The sequence below is a fragment of the Candidatus Chryseopegocella kryptomonas genome (assembly GCF_001536065.1).
In the GTDB taxonomy this organism is placed as follows: Bacteria; Bacteroidota; Ignavibacteria; order Kryptoniales; family Kryptoniaceae; genus Kryptonium; species Kryptonium kryptomonas.
The window spans coordinates 31,398-49,954 of sequence record NZ_CZVW01000014.1 but is presented as its reverse complement, the minus strand read 5'-3'; the positions used below and the strand labels follow the sequence as shown (position 1 = coordinate 49,954).

The window sequence follows — 18,557 nt, the reverse complement described above, 5'->3', positions numbered from 1 at the left end:
TTTGTTAAGTTTTTGAATTAATCTTTATCTTTCATCAGTTCATACATAATCGCCTTTTGAACATGAAGACGATTTTCCGCTTCGTCAAAGACGACGCTGTTTGGCGAATCAATTACATCGTTTGTGACTTCTTCACCGCGATGCGCCGGGAGGCAGTGCATAAATAAAGCATCTGGCTTTGCAAGTGAAAAAAGTTCTTTGTTAACTTGATATGGCTGGAAAATTTTTTTTCTGATTTCTGCTTCACTTTCCTGACCCATACTTGCCCATACATCGGTATAAACCACATCTGCATCTTTGACCGCTTCTTTTGGGTCATTTACAACGGTTATTTTTGCTCCCGTTTCTTTCGCATCTTCAAGCGCAAGCTCGTAGATTTCCTTTTTCGGCTCATAACCTTTTGGAGTAGCAGCCCAGAAATTAACACCAAGTTTCGCAGCTCCAAACATCAAAGAATGACAAACGTTATTTCCATCTCCGACGAAGACAACTTTTAAATTTTTTAAATCGCCTTTCTTTTCAAGAATTGTAAAATAATCAGCCATCGCTTGACATGGATGAAGAAGGTCTGTCAGACCGTTTATCACAGGAATTTTCACCGCCCGCGCAAGTTCAAGGACAATTTCATGCCCAAATGTTCTTATCATTATTCCATCAACCATTCTTTCAAGTGTTTTTCCAACATCATAAACAGATTCGCGCTTTCCCATTTGAATATCCGAAGGCGCAAGATAAATTGCATCTCCACCAAGCTGACGAATTCCAACTTCAAAACTAACCCTTGTTCTTAACGATGGCTTCTCAAAAATTAAAGCAAGAATTTTACCCTCAAGCGACTTTGAAAATTTTTTCGGATTTGATTTCATTTCCTTTGCAAGTTCAAAAATATGATAAACTTCATCAACGCTCAAATCGTGAATTGAAATAAAATCTTTATGTCTCATTTTGCCGAACCCAAAGTTTATTTTCGTTTAACCTTTGATTTCACAAATTCGCTCAAAATGTCATTTAAATCAGGTTTCCCAATTTCTTGAAGCTCGTATCTTACACGAACGCTTGGTTTGTTAAGTTTTAAAACGCGTCTCAAATCAATCGGTGTTCCGATTATAACCACATCCGCTGGTGTTTTGTTGATTGTTTTTTCAAGCTCCTTTATCTGTTCTTTTCCATATCCAACGGCTGGCAAAAGATTTCTTATTTGGGTGTATTTTTTGAATGTCTCTTTTATTGAACCAACAGCATAATCACGAGGGTCAACGAGCTCTTTAGCACCAAATTTTTTAGCAGCAAGAACAGCTGCACCATAACTCATCTCACCGTGTGTGAGTGTTGGACCGTCTTCAACAGCAAGAGCTCTTTTACCTCGTATCAAAGAACCATCTTCAACAAAAATCGGTGAAGCTGCTTCAACAATTATCGCTTTTGGATTTACATCTCTTATATTGTTTCTTACGGTTTCAACATCTTCAGGTCTTGCTGAATCAACTTTATTGATAACGACGACATCCGCAATTCTAAGGTTTGAACTTCCTGGATAATATGTTAACTCATGTCCAGGTCTATGCGGGTCTGTGACTACAATTGTAAGATCAGGTCTAAAAAATGGCATATCATTATTTCCACCGTCCCAGATTATGACATCCGCCTCTTTTTCTGCTTCTCGTAGTATTTTTTCATAATCAACCCCAGCATAAACAACTCCACCATTTACAATGTGTGGTTCATATTCTTCCATTTCTTCAATTGTGCAATTTTGCTTGTGCATATCTTCAATTGAAGCAAATCGTTGAACAACTTGTTTCCTTAAATCGCCATACGGCATTGGATGTCTTACGACGACAACTTTTAAACCCATTTCTCTTAACAATCTTGCGACTTTTCGCGATGTTTGACTTTTACCGCAACCTGTTCTTACTGCAACAACCGCAACAACTGGGACTTTGCTTTCAAGCATTGTTTGATTTAATCCGAGGAGTCGGAAACTTGCCCCGGCTGAAATAACTCTTGAAGCTCTTTCCATCACATATTGGTGCGATACATCTGAATAAGAGAAAACAACTTCATCAACTTTATATTTTTTTATGAGTTCTTCAAGTTTTTCTTCTGGATAAATTGGAATTCCATTCGGATAGAGTTTTCCTGCAAGCTCGGGTGGATATTTTCTGTTTTCAATGTTTGGGATTTGTGTTGCTGTGAAAGCGACAACTTCGTAATTTTCGTTATCACGATAATACATGTTGAAATTGTGGAAATCTCTTCCAGCTGCGCCCATTATGATCACGCGTTTTCTGGGCATAAAACCTCCATAATTTTATTTTGAAGTGATTGATTTAAAGCATAAAGTGAGCGTATAAATTGAGAAGGTTAAAGATGCAGGCTAAGTTTTGTGATCTTTTGGAATATGGCGGGTTAAATTCTGGATTTTGTTTTTTGGCTTTTGCATAAAACGAATTGAAATTTTTTGAAGCGAAAAAGTTGCTTGAAATCTTCGTAATTCTTAAATTACATTGAAAATTTAGCAAGAAAAGAGCTCAAAAACAAATTTGAAAAATTTTAAACAAAGGAGGTGTTCTTATGTTCAAGGATTCAATTGAATTAAAAAACTATCTTGCCGGAATTGTTGAATTTGATGGTGATGTGAATGTGATTGACCCGATTAAGTTGAGAGAGAAAGCAATTGATGAGCTTGTTTATAACGCTGTTTTTTAACCCTGATGAAAATTTAAAAATGGAGATACGCAAATTAATCAACAAAATTGCCCGAAAACTTGGGGCTGTCCCCGCTTCTATACAGCATTTCTATGAAGCAATGGGAAGAGGCGAAGTCGGCGGATTTACAGTTCCAGCAGTGAATATACGAGGTTTAACTTATGATGTCGCGAGAGCATATGTTAGAGCGGTGAAAAAACATAATGTTGGTGCATTTATATTTGAAATTGCAAAATCAGAAATTGGTTATACTTTCCAGCGCCCGAGCGAATACTCTGCCTGCGTTCTTGCAGCGTGTATAAAAGAAGGTTATCAAGGTCCTGTTTTCATTCAAGGTGATCATGTTCAGGTCAATGCTAAAAAATATGCGGAAGACCCGCAGAAAGAAATTAATTCATTAAAAGCTCTTGTAAAAGAGGAAATTGAGGCGGAATTTTACAACATTGATATTGATAGTTCAACGCTTGTAGATTTGAGCAAACCGACGCTTGATGAACAGCAGAGACCAAATTATGAGGTCGCAGCCGAAATGACGGAATATATTCGCAAGCTTCAACCCGAAGGAATTGAGATTTCCGTAGGTGGTGAAATAGGTGAGGTTGGTGGTAAAAACAGCACGCCCGAAGAATTGCGCGCTTATATGGCAGGATATCTTAAACTTCTCTCCGAAAAAGGGAATTACAAAGGAATAAGCAAGATAAGCGTCCAAACTGGGACGACACACGGTGGAATCCCACTTCCAGATGGAACAATCGCACAAGTGAAAATTGATTTTGAAACTCTGAGAGTTCTTTCCGAAGTTGCAAGAAAAGAATATGGGCTTTCTGGGGCGGTTCAGCACGGAGCTTCAACATTGCCAGAGGAATTGTTTGACAAATTCCCACAAGTTGGGACAGCAGAAATTCATCTTGCAACGGAATTTCAAAATATGATTTATTCAATGTTGCCGGATGATTTCAAACGTGAAGTTTATGAGTTCTTGAAGAAAGAGTTTAAAGATGAATGGAAATCCGGAGATACGGAGGAGCAGTTTATCTACAAGACGAGAAAGAAAGGATTTGGTCCGTTTAAGAAAGAATTTTGGGATTTGCCACAATCTTTGAAAGATGAAATTGGCAATGCGCTTGAAAAGAAATTTAGCTTGCTTTTGCAAAAATTGAATGTTGTGAATACATACGATCTCGTTCGCAAGTATGTAAAAGTTTAAAAATTTTTCAGCGACCCGATCTCATTTCGGGTCGCTTTTTCAAAATATCTCCAACCAAGTTTAATGACCGAAATTAAATGAAACGATTTTTTCTTTTCCATTTTTTTCTCTTCTTGGTTTATCACACAATCTGTTTCGCACAAAAATTCAGCATAAAATTTTTTGATGGTGAAAATTCCAAAGTTATAAACTATGAATTGAAGCGTCCTAAAATTGCGCTTGTGTTAAGCGGTGGTGGTGCAAGAGGTTTAAGCCATATCGGTGTTTTGAAAGTTTTTGAAAAATATAATATCCCGATTGATTGCATAATCGGAACAAGTATGGGAAGCATTGTTGGAGGTTTGTATTGCGCTGGTTTAAGGGCTGATGAAATTGAAAAACTCGCACTTGAAACAAACTGGAACGATATCCTCTCTTTAGGTGAGGAAGAAAATAGAGCAAATCTCTTTCTTGAAAGAAAATATCTCGTTGAAAAAAGTTTTATCTATTTTCGTTTCAAGGGTTTTAAACCGCTTATCCCTTCTTATGTGACATCGGGGCAAAAGATAAATGAATCTCTTTTAAAAATTTTCTTTAAAACTCCATTTCATTTTGAAACCGACTACGAAAATTTAAATCCGAAATTTTATTCAGTTGCGACAGACCTTGTAAGTGGTCGGAGAGTGGTTTTCTCAAAGGGAAATTTAATTTACACGATAAGAGCAAGTGCAACCATTCCACTTGTTTTTCAACCTGTTATGATGGATTCGCTTGTCCTTGTTGATGGTGGGCTGATTTCAAATATACCTGCTGATATTGCAAGGGAATTGGGTTATGATGTTGTAATAACTGTTGATGCGACAAGCCCGCTTCGCACACCAGATGAAATTCAACTTCCTTGGAACACAGCAGATCAGATCGTCGGAATTATGATGCAACTTTCAAATAAATTTCAACTTGAAAAATCAGACATCGTTTTAAAACCAGACCTTGAAAATATAAGTTCGGCTGATTTTGACAAAGCAAAATTAATCATTCAAAAAGGTGAAGAGATTGCAGAAGAAAAAATTGAAGAAGTTATTTCGCTCATTGAGTCAAAATATCAATTGTTAAGCGACGCTGAAATTGGAGAAATTGAGAATTACAAATTGAAAGTTTATGGCGATGGATTACCAGCGGATTTTCTTGCTTCGTTTTATGAAGATAAATTTTCAATTGATGACTTTGCCTTGAAAATGGCTCTTCTTTTGTCAACTGGCGAATATAAAAAAGTTGATGTTGAAATTCGTAAAGACGATGAGCATAGCGAGATAAAAATTGAGACGGAACTTAACCCAGAGATAAAAATTGTCAATGTTTTTCCGCAGTCAATTGAAAATTTCAAGATTAAGTTTGAAGTGCCAACGAAAATCTTTCGCAATTTTTTTATCAGCGATTCGTGTTTTACTTTCATTCCAAAGGGAAAAATTTTGTTTTCGGAGAGAAATGTTTTTGATTTATCTCGTGAAATTTTGAGAATTTTTCATTCAAATGGTTTTCCTTTCGTCAAGGTGAAAAATGTTATTTTTAACGAAGGAAGTGGAATTCTTAACATTTACACATTGGATGGGTTTGTCTCTGATGTAAAAATTTATGGGAACAAGAAGACGAGAAAATCAATCATATTGAGAGATGTTTATTTTAAGCGTGGGGATGTCTTGACTCAAAAAAGCGTAATTGAGACGATTCAAAATCTCTGGGCGACAAATTTGTTCTCTCAAATTAGATTTAATTACAAGGTAAATGACAGCGTTGAGGTTGAACTTGATTTGAATGAATCCGTATCACAATTTTTGAGATTTGGTTTTAGAATTGATAATGAGCGTGGGACTCAAATTTTCTCCGATTTTAGGGATGAGAATACATTTGGATTGAACGACAATTTTGGGGCGACTTTTCAAGGTGGTATGAGAAATTCTTTATTAAAACTTGAATACAGGGTTGATCGCTTTCTTCAGACGATGCTAACTTATGGAGTTGGTTTATTTCATTCGGAGAGAAAGGTTTACACATATGGGACTAATTTCGGTGAGCGTGGTTTTTCAACAAAAAATGAGGGTGAAATAAAATTTATAGAGGCGGGTGCTGAAATATCTGTTGGCGGACAATTTGAAAAACTTGGGAATACGCTTTTGAAGTATCAAATTGAAAAAGCACTTGTCAAAAATGTCTCACGAATTAATTTTAAAGATGAGGAAAATTTGCTTGCAAAGTTGCAGTTGGGCATTTCAATTGATTCAAGGGACAGGGCTTATTTCCCAAGTCGTGGGGTTTATCTTAACACATATTATGAGATGGCTCAAAAGTTTCTCGGTTCTGATGTCTCTTATTCAAAAATTTTCTTCGCTTATGAAAATTACAACACATATTTCAAATACGGGACTTTGAAATTTAAATTTTTGTTCGGTCTTTGTGATGAATCAACACCTCTTTCACAACAGTTTTTCCTTGGTTCTGTTACGGGTTTAAATTCTTTTGCGGGGATGAGGGAAGATGAAATTTACGGGAGGCAGGTCATACTTGGTGGCATTGAGGTTAGATTCAGGAATCCGATTAAAATTTTGTTTAATAATTTTATCTCACTTCGCTATGATTTTGGCTCGGCTTGGGAGAAACTTGAAGCGATAAGATGGAAAGATTTGAGGCAGGGTTTAGGTTTTGAACTTGGCTTTGAGACGCCAATCGGTGCTTTAAGAATTAAACTTGGGAAAAGTTTTATTTTTAGAACCGTAAAGCAGGAGACATTGCTCTGGGGTCAGACGGTGTTTCATTTTTCGCTTGGATTTGAATAAAAAAGCAAGACCTCTTGACAAATTAATCAAAATTGATTATCTTCAATTCAGAAATTGTAAAAATAACAGGAGATGCCCATGGGCAGAAAGGTTTTCTACATTGATACCGAAAATTTAAGTTTAAGCGAAGTCAGAAACATTCAGTTGAAATTTCTCGGTCTTATTACACTTATAATAATTTTCAGTTTGGGCTTTCTATTTGTTTTAAACTACTTTACAGGCGATATACTTGGCTTTGGAAGGGTCAGGGCTGAAAAATTACAGCGTGAGAACAATCTTTTAAAAGAGCAATTGAGAGTTTTAAAGGAAAAATTCCAGCAAATTGAAAGCATTGTTGCTAAACTTCTTGAGCAAGATAGGGAATTACGCCTTGCAGTTGACCTTAAACCGATTGATGAAGATATAAAAAAGGTTGCGATTGGTGGAGTTGAAGAAAAATATGAGTTTAATTTTTTCTGATGAAGAAGCGGAAAAACTTCTTGCGGAGTCATTTTCAAAACTTAACAAACTTGAAAGGGAAGTAAGATTACAGCAAAAAAGTTATGAGGAGATTTACAGGCAATATAAAATCAATCAGGAAAAGTTTAAACATATCCCAGCGATTTTGCCTTTAAAAGGTGGATTGACATCAAAATTTGGTTACAGGAAACATCCAATTCTTGGGATATGGGCTATGCATGAAGGGATTGATCTTGTTGTTGATGTTGGAACGCCAGTTTATGCAACTGGTGATGGTGTCGTAAGTTATGTTGGATATCGTGGTAGATATGGTTTGATAGTTGAAATTGATCACGGGTTTGGGTATGTGACATTGTATGCACATCTTTCAAGGGCACTTGTAAGAGAGGGTCAAAAGGTTAAGCGTGGTGATAAAATTGCATTAAGTGGTGCAACTGGGCTTGTCACTGCTCCGCATCTTCATTATGAGGTTTGGAAAGATGGAATTCCGCAAAATCCGATAAATTATTTCTTTGAAGATGTTGATCCAGCAAAATATAAAGAACTTGTTCAGGAATTAAACAACAAATCAAACGGAGGTTGATAAAACATGTTGTGGACTCCAGAACTTATTCGTTATCTTGAGGGCGCTCCATGGCCTGCAACGAAGCAGGAACTCATTGAATATGCAAAGAGAATTGGTGCTCCGCCTGAGGTAATTCAAAACCTTGAAGAACTTGAGGATTCGGACGAAGAATATAACGGAATTGAAGATATCTGGCCAGATTATTCACCTGAGGATGAGGATGATTTCCTTTATGGTGAGGAAGACGAATATTGATAATTTGCCCCGACTTCGGTCGGGGTTTTTATTCTAATTTAAATCAGGTGGAGATGGCAAAATTTATTTTTGTTCTTTTGATTTTTTGGTCTTCTTTCGCAGTTTCAAATGAAGTTGAAGACAAGGGAAATTTTGAACTTAAAAAGATAGAGTTTAAGGGAAACAAAAATTTATCTGAAAAAGAACTCCTCTCGGTTCTCATCTCCCGCCCAAGTCCAGCAAAGTTTTGGCAATTCCTTTATAAAATCAATCAACGTCTGGGTGAAAAAGCAGAATACCTTGAGAAAATCAAAGTTATAAACGACCTTATCAATTTGCGAAATTTTTACTTTGATAACGGATTTTTTGATGTCAAGATTGATACATTGATTCAATATGACTCCAAAAATAAAACCGCAATTTTGACATTTCTTATCGTTGAAAACCAGCCGTATAAAATTGAAAAATTTGAATTTACTGGGCTTGAACAAATTCCCGACACTTTGCGTAAGCAGGCGTTAAACTGTAAATATCTTAAAATCGGAAATAGATACAGAAGACAGGATGTTGAATCCGAAATTCAACGCATTTTAAATTTGCTCTACGATAACGGTTATCCAAATGCTTATGTTGACAGGACAAAGATTAGAGTTTTGATTGATTCAACGCAAAAGGTTCTTTCAATTTTTGTCCCTTTTAACCCGGATGGAAGGTTTGTGATAAGTGATGTGAGAATTTTTTTTGAAGATACTTTGAGGATGAAAATTTCTGAAAGTTTGATAAGGCGTGAGCTTGAATTCAAAGTCGGAGAGTTTTATAACAGGAGCTTAATTTTAAGAAGCGAGACAAATCTTTCTCAAACGGGTTTGTTTGAAAGTGTTAAGATAAATTTTGATCAAGTTGCTGGGAATGATTCAATTGGTCTTGCTCGTGTAAATGTTTCTATAATGCCAAGAAACAAGCAAGATATTTCGCCTGCGATTTATTTTAGCGACGAGAGAAATGCTTTTAATGTTGGTGTTTCGCTTGATTATCAGAATAGAAATTTTCTCGGTGGAGGAAGAAATTTTTCGTCAAGTTTAAGGTTTCAAATTCAAAGTTTAAGCTTTGAGAAAGTTCCAACTTTAACGGATACGACGAGCGCAGGATTAATTGAGACGAACTTAAAATTAAATCAACCATATCTACTTGGGAGGAAAATTCCCGGCGAGTTTAGTTTTTCGCTTATGATTGATAAACAAAAAAGTTATTTGATTAACATCGCAAGAAACAGAGTGAGATTTATTTACAGACCGAGCGAGGAATATGCCAGTTTTTTTGATTGGGATGTTGAAAGTGTGAATATAAAATTTCAAACCTATGTTGATTCAACGCTTGCGAGATTGTATCAAAGACAATTAAACTCAATTTTGACTTTCACATTTCAAATTGACAGGACAGATGATATAATTTATCCAAGGCGTGGGTTTTCACATACATTTTCATTTGAAGAAGGCGGAATTGTCCCATTTTTGATGGCTCAAGCTGGTGTTAAAGTTTTGCCTTTTTCGGAGTATTACAAATTCACATGGCTTTATAGAAGATTTTTCAACTTGAATAATTCTGTTTTTGCTTTTAAATTAAAATTAGGCATTGCTAATGAATATGTGATAAAATCAACGAGGAAATTTGATTTGTCTCCGATACCGATAAATAGAAGATTTTTTGCAGGTGGAAGTGCCAGCGTTCGTGGTTGGAGAGTAAGAGAGCTTGGCAATGTCCCGAATCCAGCGTTTGGTGGAAATGTTTTGATAGAGTTGAATTTTGAAGATAGAGTAATTTTTTGGAGAAATTTCGGTGGTGTCATTTTCATTGATTCGGGGAATTTGTGGGATGATTTAAAATATGTTAAATTTAAGCAGATGGCAGTTGCTGGCGGATTTGGTTTCAGATATTTGACTTTTTTTGGTGGTTTTAGATTTGATTTTGGTTTCAAAGTTTATGACCCGATGGCTCAAGAAAGATGGATTTTTAAGAAGACGGCGAAAAGAATTTTAAAAGATATGGTCTTTCACATTGGCGTAGGTCAAACATTTTAAAAAATTTTCCAGAAAGATGGCTTGGTCAAATGTAATCGGTCAGGATAGAGTAAAGCAAATTTTGAGAAATGCAATTTTAAACGGTAAAGTAGCACATGCATATTTGTTTTATGGACCTGAAGGGGTTGGAAAAGATGCGATGGCGATTGAATTTGCAAAGGCGTTGAATTGTGAGCGAAATAAAGGTGAAGCTTGTGATGAATGTAAAACTTGCCGTGGCATAGGGGAATTGAGTCATCCAAATGTTAAGTTAATTTTTAAACTTCCACTTGGTAAAAATGAAACGAAAGATGACTCACCTATTGAAAAACTTGATGAATCAGAGATAAAATTAATTCAGGAGCAGGTCAGGTTAAAGGCGCAAAATCCATATCACAAGATCACAATTCCGAGGGCAAACAGCATAAAGATTAACAGCATAAGAGAGATCAAAATGGAAGTTTCGCACAGTTTGCTTATCCCGGGATGGCGTGTTATAATTGTTTCCGAAGCAGATGCGATGACGGAGCAAGCAGCGAACGCTTTTTTGAAAACACTTGAAGAACCAAGCCCGAAAACAGTTATAATTCTCACAACCGCAAATAAAGATAAACTCCTCCCAACTATAATTTCACGATGTCAACTTGTTAGATTTTCCTATCTTTCCGATGATGAAATTGCAAATGCTCTTATTGAAAGATATGAATTAACACCTGCAAGAGCTCGTTTGATCGCACGGCTTGCGAATGGAAGTTTTGGCAAAGCAATTGAACTTCTTGATGTGACGGTTAAAGATAAAAGAATTAAACCGATTGATTTCCTTGCAACGATCGCATCGGGTAAAATTGTTAAGATGTTAATTGAGATAGAAAAGATTGTGACTGATTATGAGCGAAGTGAGATTGAAAATTTTTTGCACATAATTTTGACATGGTTCAGGGATGCGTTGATGCTTAAAATTGGGCTTGAGGATAAAATTATCAATGTTGATATGGTTGAAAGATTGCGGAAATTTATCGCAAGTTATGGTGAAATTGATTATCAAAAGGCGATTGCTCTTGTTGAGAGAGCGATTTCACAGGTTGAAAAAAATTTGCAGTTGAATTTAATTTTGATAAATCTTTCAATTGATCTTTTTGACCTTATGAGCGAGGCTTATGTAAAAACAAAACAAACTGGCAAAGTGCAATGGACAGGAAAATAGATTCACCTTTCTGGCTTGATGAAAGCTGGGAATCATTTGAAAGTGGGTGGGAGAAACTGAATAAATCGTTTGTTGCGGGCGCTGAAGCCGAAGGACTTGAAATTGAAGAAGCAAAACTGCCGTGTGAATCGTGCTTTAAAAAACCATTTGATCCAGAACTTGCAAAAATTGAGCATACTTTGAATCTCGTTGAAGTTGAATTTAAAAGCTTAAGACGGGATTTCTTTATAAATGAGTCAAATTTTGATTTAAAGCCCGGAGATTATGTCCTTGTTGAGGCAATTCGTGGAATTGACCTTGGAAAAGTTCATTTAGTTGGGGAAAAAGTTCATAACAAACGAAAGTTTTTAGGCATTGTTGGGCAGATTATGAGAAAAGTAATTCGTCCCGCAAATGAAGATGATTTGAAAAAGTTAAAAAAAAATCGTGAAGATGAAGTTAAAGCATACTATATATTTAAGCAAAGGTTGAAAGTTTTCGGTCTTGAAATGAAGTTAATTGATGTTGAATATCAGTTTGACAGGAACAGGTTAACGTTTTATTTCACTGCGGATGGAAGGATTGATTTCAGGGCTTTTGTCAGAGACCTTGCAAAAATTTTCAAGACAAGAATTGAACTTTGGCAGATTGGTGTAAGGGATGAAGCGAGGAAGGTCGGTGGAATTGGAAGTTGTGGAAGAGCGCTTTGTTGTAGCACATGGCTTGAGAAATTCAACAAGGTCACATTGTTTCACGCTAAATTTCAAAATTTACCGCTTAACCCAATTAAACTTTCAGGTCAGTGTGGGCGTTTGAAATGCTGTCTTTTGTTTGAGATGGAAACATATCTTGAAGCTTTGAAAAATTTCCCGCCAATTGATTATGAAATTCAAACAGAAAGAGGGATTGGGAAAATTGAGAAATTTGACATCTTTAAAAATTATGTCTATGTCCATTATGGGAATGACATCTGGGAAAGATATACGCTTGATGAGATAAAAAAATATGTTCCTGAGGATGCTTTCAACAAGAACCGAGAAATTTTCCCGAATGGGTTGCTTTAAAATTTTTGTCTTATTAAATTCTTAACGAAAAACAAAAAGAAAAGACAACCTTGAACAAGAACTTCAAAAGAATACTTGTCACGGCAGCTCTTCCATACGCAAATGGACCCATTCACCTTGGGCATCTTGCTGGTGCTTATCTTCCAGCTGATATTTATGTTCGCTATCAAAGATTAAAAGGCAGGGATGTAATTTACATTTGCGGTTCTGATGAGCATGGTGTCCCGATAACGATCACTGCTGAAAAAGAGGGCGTAACCCCGCAACAGGTTGTTGATAAATATCATTTTATGAACAAGGAAAGCTTTGAAAAGTTTGGAATGAGTTTTGACAATTACTCAAGGACATCCCTTCCAATTCATCATCAAACAGCGCAGGAGTTTTTCCTTGACCTTTACAAGAAGGGAATTTTGAAAGAGAAAACAACGAAACAGCTTTATTGTGAGAAAGATAAAATGTTTCTTGCGGATAGATATGTTGAGGGAACTTGTCCTGTGTGTGGTTCTCCAGGTGCTCGTGGAGATCAATGCGAAAAATGTGGTAGCTGGCTTGAGCAGACAGATTTAATTGATCCGAAATGCAAAATTTGTGGTTCAACTCCTGTGATAAAAGATACATCGCATTGGTATCTTCCGCTTGGTGAGTTTCAAAAACGGCTTGAAGATTGGATGAGCACTAAAACTGATTGGAAAGAGAATGTTAAGCAGTATGTTTATTCCTGGTTCAAAGAGGGACTTCAAGATAGAGCTGTGACAAGAGATTTACATTGGGGAGTTAAAGTTCCGATCCCAGGAGCGGAAGGGAAAGTTATTTATGTCTGGTTTGATGCTTTGCTTGGTTATATTTCATCAACGAAAGAATGGGCTCAAAAGATTGGGCAACCTGAAAAATGGCGTGAATACTGGCAAAGTCAGGATACAAGATTAATCCATTTCATCGGAAAAGATAACATTGTCTTCCATTGTATTGTTTTTCCAGCAATGCTTATGGCGTGGAACGATGGACGAGAAAGTGAAATTTATGTTCTTCCCGATAATGTCCCAGCAAATGAATTTTTGAATCTTGAAGGTAAAAAGCTTTCAACAAGCAGAAATTATGCAGTGTGGCTTAATGAATATCTTCAAAAATTTGATCCCGACCCATTAAGATACGCACTTGCAAGTATCCTTCCTGAGACGAAAGATACGGACTTTTCTTGGAAAGAATTTCAAGCACGAAACAACAATGAACTTGCTGATATACTTGGTAATTTTGTTAACAGGACATTGACTTTTGTAAAGAAGAACTTTAACAACAGTGTGCCCGAAAGATTTGAACTTGAAGAGATTGACAGAGAACTCATTGCGAAGTTGAAAGAGTATGCGGATAAAATTTCTGAAAATTATGAAAACTTCAGAATAAGAGATGGTGTTTTTGAGACGATGAACCTTGCAAGATTTGCGAACAAATACTTTAATGACACTGAACCATGGAGGATGATAAAGGAGAATCCAAAACGAGCGTCAACAACAATTAATTTGTGTCTGCAAACGGTAAGAGCGCTTGCAATTTTATTTGAGCCAGTTCTTCCTTTTTCAGCGAGAAAAATTTGGGAGATGTTGAATTTAAAGGATGACATTGTAAAAGCTGGGTGGGATAGTGCTTATGAACTTAAACTTGAAGCTGGACATCAACTTGGTGAGCCGAAAATTTTATTTAGAAAAATTGAGGATCACGAGATTGAAGAGGAAATAAGAAAGTTGAAAATTGCATCTGGTGAAATTGCTGAGGAGAAAATTGAGTTTAAACCGCAGATAACTATTGAAGAGTTTGAGAAAATTGATCTGAGAGTTGCGCATGTTGTTGAATGTGAAAGAGTTAAAAATTCGGAAAAGCTTTTGAAGTTGAAGGTTAAAATTGGTAATGAAGAAAGACAAATTGTCGCTGGGATCGGGAAACATTATAATCCTGAAGAACTTGTTGGTAAGCGAGTTGTTGTTGTTGCGAATTTGAAGCCAGCAAAGTTGATGGGGATTGAATCTCAAGGTATGCTTCTTGCAGCTGTTAAAGATGATAAGTTAACAATTATAACCACGCTTGATGAAATTGACAGTGGAAGTCAAGTAAGGTAAATCCCGAACTTTTGGTTCGGGATTTTTCATTTAAAAATAAAAAAGGAGAAAGAGAAATGATCACCGAAAAGGAAAAAGCACTTAAAAACGGCGCAAGGTCAATTTATGACATGGCGCTTGAAACATTTGACAGAGCAGCAGACCTTTTAAATCTTGAATGGGACATCCGCGAACATATCAAGTATCCAGAGAGAATTTTAATTGTTAATTTCCCGGTTCGTATGGACAATGGGCGAGTTCAACATTTTGAGGGTTATCGCGTTCAATACAGCACGGCGCGCGGTCCAGCAAAGGGTGGTATAAGGTATCACCCAAATGTTACGCTTGATGAAGTTAAAGCGCTTGCATTCTGGATGACATGGAAATGCGCAATTGTTAACATTCCATTTGGTGGCGGTAAAGGTGGAGTTGTCTGCAACCCGAAGGAAATGTCTCAAGGTGAGCTTGAAAGATTGACAAGACGATACACTGCGGAAATTTTGCCATTGATTGGTCCAGAAAAAGACATCCCAGCTCCGGATGTTTATACAAATCCGCAGGTTATGGCTTGGATTATGGACACATACAGCATGATGAAAGGTTATGCGGTTCCAGGTGTTGTCACGGGTAAACCTGTTTCTTTGGGTGGTTCGCTGGGTCGTGATCAGGCAACCGGTCGCGGTGTTTTCTACACAACTCAAAAAGCAGTTGAACATCTTGGATTGAAACTTGATGGCGCAAAAGTCGTTGTGCAAGGATTTGGAAATGCTGGTTCTGTTGCTGCAATGTTGTTTGAAAAAGCAGGTGCAAAAGTTATCGCTGTTAATGATTCAAAAGGTGGTGTTTACAATGGGAATGGACTTAACATAATGAAATTGATTGAGCACAAAAATAAAACCGGCTCAGTGATTGGGTTCCCAGATTCAGAGCCAATAAGTGCAGATGAATTGCTCGCTTTGCAGTGTGATATACTTGTTCCAGCTGCGCTTGAAAACGCAATTCACGAAGGAAACGCTGGAAAGATCAATGCGAAGATAGTTGCAGAAGCTGCAAATGGACCGACAACTCCCGAAGCAGATGCAATTCTTGAAGAAAAAGGCGTCTTTGTCATACCGGATATTCTCTGTAATGCTGGTGGCGTAACTGTCTCTTATTTTGAATGGGTTCAGGATGAACAACATTTGTTCTGGGATGAGGAACAAATTTACAGCATGCTTGAAAAGATTATGAAGAGGGCTTTTGATGAAGTTTTGAATATACACTTGAAGAATAAAGTTTCAATGAGGATGGCTGCGTATATGCTTGGAATTAGCAGGGTTGCTGAAGCTGTGCGACTTCGTGGTCTTTATCCATAATTAAAGAATTTTGCGGGGGCTTTGCCCCCGCTTTTTGATCTTTCAAATAAAAACAAATTTGCGAATGAAAATTCCCCGTTCTCTGCTTCTTTCGTTTTTTCTTATACAATTTTGTTATGCTCAAAATTTCAACTTTTCCGCTTACATCGGAAAAAATTTCCCGTCAAAGACATACCTGACAATTTCACAGGACATAAACAAAACTTTTTTGAGGTTTGATGATGTAAAATTAACGGATAAGTCCTTTGAATTTCCACTTTACTACGGCGTGAAACTTTCATACAATTTAAATTTCGTGAGCAAATTTTTATTTGCAGAGCTTGAATTCATTCACTCAAAAGTTTATTCAGATCCAGAACAAATTGTCAAAGCGACGGGAATTTACAGAGATTCACTTCTGGATTCTTACATCAGGTTTGGGGACATAGTTCAAAATTTTTCAATTTCTCACGGTTTAAATTATCTGCTTTTGAATTTCGGTTATAAGTTTCCAGCGCTGGCAAAGATTTATCCATATTTTAAGTTTGGTGCAGGGATTTCAATTCCGCATTTTGAGACGACGGTAGATTCTTTATCATTTGAGCGATATGAAGTTAATGATTTTGTCATTCAGCTTGCTGGTGGAGCGAATTTAAAACTTTACAAAAATTTTTTCGGATTTTTGGAGTTTAAATATACACAAGGTGAGATATTAAAAGCCGGGATTTTCGGCGGAACTGCTGATACGAATATAAAAATGTTTCACTTTGTTTTCGGGCTTGGTTATACTTTTTAAAAATTGAAAAAGCACTTTTGAGATAGATGGAGATCTGGCGAAAAAATCTTTACATTGTCTGGGTTGCGCAGTTTATCACGATGATGGGGATGAGTATGATAGTTCCGTTCCTTCCGTTTTTCATTCGTGAGCTCGGGGTAAGTGATGAAGCAAGTGTTGCGAGATGGAGTGGAATTGTCTTTTCAGGTCCATTTATAGTTTCGTTTTTTACAACGCCGATGTGGGGGACGCTCGGAGATAGATTCGGTAGAAAGTTAATAATGGTGCGTGCAATTTTTGGGCTTGGGGTTGCGCAATTTTTAATAAGTTTGTCTCAAAATGTTTATCAACTTTTTATTTTCAGGATAATTCAGGGTGCAATTAGTGGATTCATACCGTCAGCGCTTGCTTTTGTCTCGGCTGAATCACCTTATGAGAAAAAAGGATATGCAATCGGGGTGCTTCAAACAGCAACATCAACTGGACAACTTTTCGGACCGCTTTTTGGTGGAGTTCTTGCAGATTTAATTGGATATAGACACATTTTCCAGATTACGGGGATTTTATGTTTTATTTCTGGTTTTCTTTTAATTTTTGGAGCGAAGGAAATGAAGATGAATAATTTTTCAAATGGTGGGAATGAATTAAAAAATTTGCTCAAAAACTACCGTTATGCAATACTTGAAAACAGAAATGTCAGGTTTGGTTTAATGCTAATTTTTTTATCGCAGATGTCGGTTATGCTTGTTCAGCCGATTTTCGCTCTTTTTGTTGAAAGTATTTCGGGAGATGTTAAACACATTTCAAGCTTGTCGGGGTTTGCTTTTTCTGTTGCTGGTGCTTTTACTATTCTTTCGGCTCCATTCTGGGGAAAGAAAAACGATAAAGATATTTCTAAATTCGGGATACATGGTTATAAACGGAATTTAAAAATTTCATTTGCGGGCGCTGGTATTTCACTTTTGTTGCAAGGTTTGTCAGGTTCAATTTTTCTTGTGATTTTGTTCAGGGCATTTTTTGGATTTTTTCTCGGTGGGATGACGCCAGTTTTGTATTCATTTGTAAGCAGAAATGTTGATGAAGAAAGACAGGGTGGGGTGATGGGGATTGCATCAAGTTTTAATAAGTTTGTCTCAAAATGTTTATCAACTTTTTATTTTCAGGATAATTCAGGGTGCAATTAGTGGATTCATACCGTCAGCGCTTGCTTTTGTCTCGGCTGAATCACCTTATGAGAAAAAAGGATATGCAATCGGGGTGCTTCAAACAGCAACATCAACTGGACAACTTTTCGGACCGCTTTTTGGTGGAGTTCTTGCAGATTTAATTGGATATAGACACATTTTCCAGATTACGGGGATTTTATGTTTTATTTCTGGTTTTCTTTTAATTTTTGGAGCGAAGGAAATGAAGATGAATAATTTTTCAAATGGTGGGAATGAATTAAAAAATTTGCTCAAAAACTACCGTTATGCAATACTTGAAAACAGAAATGTCAGGTTTGGTTTAATGCTAATTTTTTTATCGCAGATGTCGGTTATGCTTGTTCAGCCGATTTTCGCTCTTTTTGTTGAAAGTATTTCGGGAGATGTTAAACACATTTCAAGCTTGTCGGGGTTTGCTTTTTCTGTTGCTGGTGCTTTTACTATTCTTTCGGCTCCATTCTGGGGAAAGAAAAACGATAAAGATATTTCTAAATTCGGGATACATGGTTATAAACGGAATTTAAAAATTTCATTTGCGGGCGCTGGTATTTCACTTTTGTTGCAAGGTTTGTCAGGTTCAATTTTTCTTGTGATTTTGTTCAGGGCATTTTTTGGATTTTTTCTCGGTGGGATGACGCCAGTTTTGTATTCATTTGTAAGCAGAAATGTTGATGAAGAAAGACAGGGTGGGGTGATGGGGATTGCATCAAGTTTTACAACATTGTCAAATGTCATCGGTCCAGGGCTTGGTGGATTAATTGCAGGCTTTTGGGGATTGAGAATTGGGTTTTATCTTAGTGGGGTAATTTCGCTTTTTGCTGTTGGGATTGTGCGATTGATAGGAAGGGATTGAATTTGTGTTTTA

General features: G+C 36.7%; 16 protein-coding genes. 14 read left to right on the top strand and 2 right to left on the bottom strand.

The features are described 5' to 3' along the window. Positions 1–17: 17 nt before the first annotated feature. Positions 18–944, bottom strand: a complete 927-nt coding sequence (gene argF, locus AWW83_RS06875; protein WP_092350260.1) for an ornithine carbamoyltransferase — start codon at positions 942–944, stop codon at positions 18–20. Between the two features lie 17 nt (positions 945–961). Then, the gene (locus AWW83_RS06870; RefSeq protein WP_092350258.1) at positions 962–2,296 is read right to left on the bottom strand and encodes a cyclic 2,3-diphosphoglycerate synthase; all 1,335 of its coding nucleotides are present in this window, start codon (positions 2,294–2,296) and stop codon (positions 962–964) included. A gap of 278 nt (positions 2,297–2,574) precedes the next feature. Between AWW83_RS06870 and AWW83_RS10195 the strand changes: the two genes are divergently transcribed. From AWW83_RS10195 to AWW83_RS06805, 14 genes are all read left to right on the top strand, one after another. Beyond that, positions 2,575–2,709, top strand: a complete 135-nt coding sequence (locus AWW83_RS10195) for a hypothetical protein (RefSeq protein WP_320409426.1) — start codon at positions 2,575–2,577, stop codon at positions 2,707–2,709. A gap of 19 nt (positions 2,710–2,728) precedes the next feature. Beyond that, positions 2,729–3,916 (top strand): class II fructose-bisphosphate aldolase, encoded by a 1,188-nt coding sequence (locus AWW83_RS06865; RefSeq protein ID WP_320409425.1) that lies wholly within the window; start codon positions 2,729–2,731, stop codon positions 3,914–3,916. Positions 3,917–3,993: 77 nt separating this feature from the next. Continuing rightward, the gene (locus AWW83_RS06860) at positions 3,994–6,726 is read left to right on the top strand and encodes a patatin-like phospholipase family protein (protein ID WP_092350256.1); all 2,733 of its coding nucleotides are present in this window, start codon (positions 3,994–3,996) and stop codon (positions 6,724–6,726) included. Between the two features lie 78 nt (positions 6,727–6,804). Beyond that, positions 6,805–7,185, top strand: coding sequence for a hypothetical protein (locus AWW83_RS06855; protein ID WP_092350254.1), 381 nt, complete (start codon positions 6,805–6,807; stop codon positions 7,183–7,185). Further along, positions 7,148–7,768 carry a M23 family metallopeptidase gene (locus AWW83_RS06850; protein WP_143713914.1) on the top strand — a complete coding sequence of 207 codons (621 nt, stop codon included), beginning with the start codon at positions 7,148–7,150 and terminating at the stop codon, positions 7,766–7,768. The genes AWW83_RS06855 and AWW83_RS06850 overlap by 38 nt, the downstream gene beginning before the upstream one ends. A gap of 6 nt (positions 7,769–7,774) precedes the next feature. After that, the gene (locus tag AWW83_RS06845; RefSeq protein WP_092350250.1) at positions 7,775–8,005 is read left to right on the top strand and encodes a DUF2795 domain-containing protein; all 231 of its coding nucleotides are present in this window, start codon (positions 7,775–7,777) and stop codon (positions 8,003–8,005) included. 53 nt (positions 8,006–8,058) lie between these two features. Then, positions 8,059–10,062, top strand: a complete 2,004-nt coding sequence (locus AWW83_RS06840) for a BamA/OMP85 family outer membrane protein (protein WP_092350248.1) — start codon at positions 8,059–8,061, stop codon at positions 10,060–10,062. A gap of 16 nt (positions 10,063–10,078) precedes the next feature. Then, entirely contained in the window at positions 10,079–11,245 is a 1,167-nt protein-coding gene (gene holB, locus AWW83_RS06835) for a DNA polymerase III subunit delta' (RefSeq protein WP_092350246.1), read from the top strand. Beyond that, entirely contained in the window at positions 11,230–12,288 is a 1,059-nt protein-coding gene (locus tag AWW83_RS06830; RefSeq protein ID WP_092350244.1) for a PSP1 domain-containing protein, read from the top strand. The genes holB and AWW83_RS06830 overlap by 16 nt, the downstream gene beginning before the upstream one ends. A gap of 50 nt (positions 12,289–12,338) precedes the next feature. Then, a complete protein-coding gene (metG, locus tag AWW83_RS06825) occupies positions 12,339–14,399 on the top strand; it encodes a methionine--tRNA ligase (protein WP_092350242.1) in 2,061 nt (686 codons plus the stop codon). A 56-nt stretch (positions 14,400–14,455) separates the two neighbouring features. Further along, positions 14,456–15,733, top strand: coding sequence for a Glu/Leu/Phe/Val family dehydrogenase (locus tag AWW83_RS06820; RefSeq protein WP_092350240.1), 1,278 nt, complete (start codon positions 14,456–14,458; stop codon positions 15,731–15,733). Positions 15,734–15,797: 64 nt separating this feature from the next. Continuing rightward, positions 15,798–16,508: an outer membrane beta-barrel protein gene (locus tag AWW83_RS06815; protein WP_092350238.1), complete on the top strand. Its 711-nt coding sequence runs from the start codon at positions 15,798–15,800 to the stop codon at positions 16,506–16,508. Between the two features lie 26 nt (positions 16,509–16,534). Further along, on the top strand, positions 16,535–17,671 hold the full coding sequence (locus AWW83_RS06810; RefSeq protein WP_092350236.1) for an MFS transporter: 1,137 nt from the start codon (positions 16,535–16,537) through the stop codon (positions 17,669–17,671). Continuing rightward, entirely contained in the window at positions 17,595–18,545 is a 951-nt protein-coding gene (locus AWW83_RS06805) for an MFS transporter (RefSeq protein ID WP_092350234.1), read from the top strand. The genes AWW83_RS06810 and AWW83_RS06805 overlap by 77 nt, the downstream gene beginning before the upstream one ends. Positions 18,546–18,557 lie beyond the last annotated feature (12 nt).

What these genes read in the sequence shown, in the direction of transcription:
- holB (WP_092350246.1), top strand. Translation starts at nt 10,079, where the DNA reads ATGGCTTGGTCAAATGTAATCGGTCAGGATAGAGTAAAGCAAATTTTG.
- argF (WP_092350260.1), bottom strand. Translation starts at nt 944, where the DNA reads ATGAGACATAAAGATTTTATTTCAATTCACGATTTGAGCGTTGATGAA.
- AWW83_RS06860 (WP_092350256.1), top strand. Translation starts at nt 3,994, where the DNA reads ATGAAACGATTTTTTCTTTTCCATTTTTTTCTCTTCTTGGTTTATCAC.
- AWW83_RS06810 (WP_092350236.1), top strand. Translation starts at nt 16,535, where the DNA reads ATGGAGATCTGGCGAAAAAATCTTTACATTGTCTGGGTTGCGCAGTTT.
- AWW83_RS10195 (WP_320409426.1), top strand. Translation starts at nt 2,575, where the DNA reads ATGTTCAAGGATTCAATTGAATTAAAAAACTATCTTGCCGGAATTGTT.
- AWW83_RS06820 (WP_092350240.1), top strand. Translation starts at nt 14,456, where the DNA reads ATGATCACCGAAAAGGAAAAAGCACTTAAAAACGGCGCAAGGTCAATT.
- AWW83_RS06815 (WP_092350238.1), top strand. Translation starts at nt 15,798, where the DNA reads ATGAAAATTCCCCGTTCTCTGCTTCTTTCGTTTTTTCTTATACAATTT.
- AWW83_RS06840 (WP_092350248.1), top strand. Translation starts at nt 8,059, where the DNA reads ATGGCAAAATTTATTTTTGTTCTTTTGATTTTTTGGTCTTCTTTCGCA.
- AWW83_RS06830 (WP_092350244.1), top strand. Translation starts at nt 11,230, where the DNA reads ATGGACAGGAAAATAGATTCACCTTTCTGGCTTGATGAAAGCTGGGAA.
- AWW83_RS06855 (WP_092350254.1), top strand. Translation starts at nt 6,805, where the DNA reads ATGGGCAGAAAGGTTTTCTACATTGATACCGAAAATTTAAGTTTAAGC.
- AWW83_RS06845 (WP_092350250.1), top strand. Translation starts at nt 7,775, where the DNA reads ATGTTGTGGACTCCAGAACTTATTCGTTATCTTGAGGGCGCTCCATGG.
- AWW83_RS06865 (WP_320409425.1), top strand. Translation starts at nt 2,729, where the DNA reads ATGGAGATACGCAAATTAATCAACAAAATTGCCCGAAAACTTGGGGCT.
- AWW83_RS06870 (WP_092350258.1), bottom strand. Translation starts at nt 2,296, where the DNA reads ATGCCCAGAAAACGCGTGATCATAATGGGCGCAGCTGGAAGAGATTTC.